The following is a 3,507-nucleotide window of genomic DNA, read 5'->3' on the forward strand; positions in this document are numbered from 1 at the left end:
CGTCCATGGGACTAACTCCTACAGATGGACTTATGATGGGGACAAGATGTGGTGATGTGGATCCGGGAGCACTTTTTTATATAAAAAATAAGAGAGGACTTTCTGATAAGGATATGGATACAAAAATAAATAAAAAATCCGGAATTCTTGGAATATTTGAAAAATCTTCTGATTGCAGAGATCTTGAAATTGCAAAAGCATCAGGAGATGCGAGAGCCGAACTTGCTATAGATATGATGACATATAGGATAAGATCATATATTGCATCTTATGCTGCAGCTATGGGTGGTGTGGACATGATCTGTTTTACCGGTGGAATCGGAGAAAATTCTTCGCTGATAAGATCCAAGTCAGTCGAAAACCTGGAATTTATGGGGATAGAGCTTGATGAAGAGATCAATTCATTAAGAAGGAAAGGGAATGTAAGACTTTCTAAAAACTCTTCTAAAGTGGCCATTTACAAAATACCTATAAATGAAGAACTGGTAATAGCCAGAGATACCTTTAATATAATACAGGGCAGATAATTTAAAATACTATTTGATAAAAAAAGCTGTAGACAAATGCATTTGTCTACAGCTTTTTTATTGGTTAAAACAAAATTGTTATATTAACTACTTATAGAATGGCGCAAACATTTGTAAGTATGAATTACTAAAAAAACTGATAATACGGAACAATTTGAATAAAAAGTAATAACAAACGACATTAATACGACATTTTTATCTAGTATTATATTTACATAACTGGGGGAATAATAGTATTTATTTTGATTTTAAGGGGGATTGATATGGGAATATTTCATGTCAAAACTGAAATATACTCCGGTATAGGGGTACGGGAAGTTTTGGGGAAGGAGAATCTGAAAAAGATAATTATTATAACTGACTCTATTATGGTGAAGCTGGGATTGGTTAAAATTGTAGAAACAGCCTTGAATCAGCTAAAAGTAGATTATGAAATTTTTGACGAGGTAGAAGTCGATCCGACTCTAGAATCGGTAAAAAAAGGTTTGGAAAGGGTAATGAAATTTGTCCCTGATAAAATGATAGCCTTAGGCGGTGGTTCAGCTATAGATTCTGCCAAAGCAATATATTATTTTATGAAAAAAAGCGGGAAAGAGATACCAATAATAGCAATTCCCACAACAAGTGGTACAGGTTCTGAAGTGACATCTTACGCAGTTATAACAGACAAGAAAAAAAAGTTGAAAATACCGATTAAAGATGAAGATATGATACCGGAAAAAGCAATTCTTGACCCTGTATTTACAAAAACTCTGCCAAAAGTGGTTGTAGCAGACGGAGGGATAGATGCTCTGACACATGCCATAGAATCTTATACGTGCAAAAGTGCAAATTTTTATACACAGACATTTGCATTGACTGCTATTGTCGGAATTTTTAAAAATGTTTTAAGAGTATATAACAATATTGGAGATGAAGACGGAAGAATCGAGATGGGTAAGGCTTCATGCATGGCCGGGATAGCCTTTGACAGGTCCGGATTGGGTATAAATCATAGTGTAGCTCATGTGATCGGAGGGAGATTTCATAAATCTCACGGAAGGTCAAACGGAGTTGTTCTTCCCTATATAATAAAATTTAATTCAAGTGATAAAGAGACTGCAAAAAGATACTGGGAGATTTCTAAAAGGCTTGGTTTACCAAGTGAAACAAAAGAACAGGGAGCGGAAAGTCTTGCTGTTGCTGTAGAAGTTTTAAATAGATATATGGGAATTCCAAGTTGTGTGAAAGAAATGGGGATAGACGAGGATACCTATAAAGAACTGATTCCTGTAATGGCTAAATCTGCCTTGGAAGATATCTGTACTCAGGGAAATATCAAAGAGGTTTCTCAAGGGGATATGGAAGAAATATTTCAAATGATCTATTAATGTTTTAAAAAAGAATCTATTGTTTTGAAATAGTCTCAAAACGACATTCAAATGACATTTTGAACTTTTATAATGGAAAAAACACTTTAAAATACAAATTAAAATAACAAGGAGGTAAATGAATGCAAGAAAAGCTGGTAGAGAAAATGATGGCTGAAGTAATGGAGAAACTTGGAAATGACAAAAAAGAAGCAACACCTGCTGTAAAAACAGAGTGTCGTTTGACAGAATTTGTAGGGGCTACAACTTTAGGTGACACCATAGGCCTTGTGATTGCCAATGTAGATCCTTCATTACATGTAGCAATGGGGATAGACAATAAGTATCGTTCAATCGGAATTTTAGGTGCCAGAACTGGTGCGGGACCTCATATTATGGCTGCAGACGAAGCTGTAAAAGCTACAAATACAGAAGTTATATCTATAGAACTTCCTAGAGATACTAAGGGAGGAGCAGGACACGGTTCACTTATTTTATTCGGTGGTGAAGATGTATCTGACGTCAAAAGGGCAGTGGAAGTTGCCTTGAATGCTGTTAATGAAAAATTCGGCGATGTTTATGCAAATGAAGCCGGGCATATAGAACTGCAATATACTGCAAGAGCTTCCTATGCATGTAACAAAGCTTTTGGTGCACCTCTTGGAAAATCTTTCGGATTGATAGTAGGAGCTCCAGCGGCTATAGGGGTAGTTATAGCTGATACTGCTCTAAAGGCAGCCAATGTAGAAGTGCTTGCTTATTCATCGCCTTCTAAGGGAACAAGTCTTTCAAATGAGGCTATTTTAGCTATTTCTGGAGACTCAGGTGCAGTCAGACAGGCTATTTTGACTGCAAAAGAGGTAGGTGTAAAGCTTCTTGAAACAATGGGAGGTTCTGCTCCTTCAGTAACTACTCCGTATATTTAAAGAGAATCTAAAACAAAAAAAATAGGAGGTCATAATGAAATCAAAACGTTTTGAAGTATTAGGAGATAGACCTGTAAATAAAGATGGATATATAAAAGAGTGGCCAGAAAAAGGGCTGATCGCAATGGATTCTCCGTTGGATCCGAAGCCTAGTGTAAAGGTAGTAAACGGTAAGATAGTAGAGCTTGACGGAAAAAAAGAAGCAGACTTCGATCTTCTGGACAGTTTCATTGCGAATTATGGGATTAATATAGAAAATGCTGAAAAAGTTATGGCTATGGACTCCAGAGAAATAGCCAGAATGTTGGTAGATATAAATGTTTCCAGAGCTGAAGTTTTAAAAGTGACTCTATCTATGACTCCGGCAAAAGCGGCTCAGGTAATGGCACATATGACAGTTCTTGAGATGATGATGGCAGTAAATAAGATGAGAGCCAGAAGAACTCCATCAAATCAATGTCATGTAACCAATCTGAAGGACAACCCGGTGCAGATAGCAGCAGATGCAGCAGAGGCAGCTCTAAGAGGATTCTCTGAAGCAGAAACTACAGTAGGGATTGTAAGATATGCCCCTTTTAATGCTCTAGCATTACTTGTAGGAGCTCAGGTAGGAAGACCTGGAGTACTGACTCAGTGTGCTGTAGAAGAAGCTACAGAACTGCTACTAGGAATGAGAGCACTGACTAACTATGCAGAGACAGTATC

3 protein-coding genes and 1 pseudogene are annotated in these 3,507 nt (G+C 37.0%); all 4 read left to right on the forward strand.

Going from position 1 to position 3,507, the window contains the following annotated elements:
* Positions 1–527, forward strand: a pseudogene (locus tag ABZA26_RS10530) (acetate kinase); the annotation flags it as partial.
* Positions 528–790: 263 nt separating this feature from the next.
* Complete coding sequence (locus tag ABZA26_RS10535) at positions 791–1,897, forward strand: iron-containing alcohol dehydrogenase (RefSeq protein ID WP_372714485.1); 1,107 nt, start codon at positions 791–793, stop codon at positions 1,895–1,897.
* A 122-nt stretch (positions 1,898–2,019) separates the two neighbouring features.
* A complete protein-coding gene (gene pduB / locus ABZA26_RS10540) occupies positions 2,020–2,802 on the forward strand; it encodes a propanediol utilization microcompartment protein PduB (protein WP_372714487.1) in 783 nt (260 codons plus the stop codon).
* 34 nt (positions 2,803–2,836) lie between these two features.
* On the forward strand, positions 2,837–3,507 hold a 671-nt coding region (locus ABZA26_RS10545; protein ID WP_372714488.1), incomplete at its 3' end, for a propanediol/glycerol family dehydratase large subunit.

Source organism: Ilyobacter sp. (assembly GCF_041583315.1).
GTDB lineage: Bacteria > Fusobacteriota > Fusobacteriia > Fusobacteriales > Fusobacteriaceae > Ilyobacter.

Bases quoted from the DNA above. Each gene is read 5' to 3' on its own strand.
- pduB (WP_372714487.1), top strand. From the start codon at position 2,020: ATGCAAGAAAAGCTGGTAGAGAAAATGATGGCTGAAGTAATGGAGAAA.
- ABZA26_RS10535 (WP_372714485.1), top strand. From the start codon at position 791: ATGGGAATATTTCATGTCAAAACTGAAATATACTCCGGTATAGGGGTA.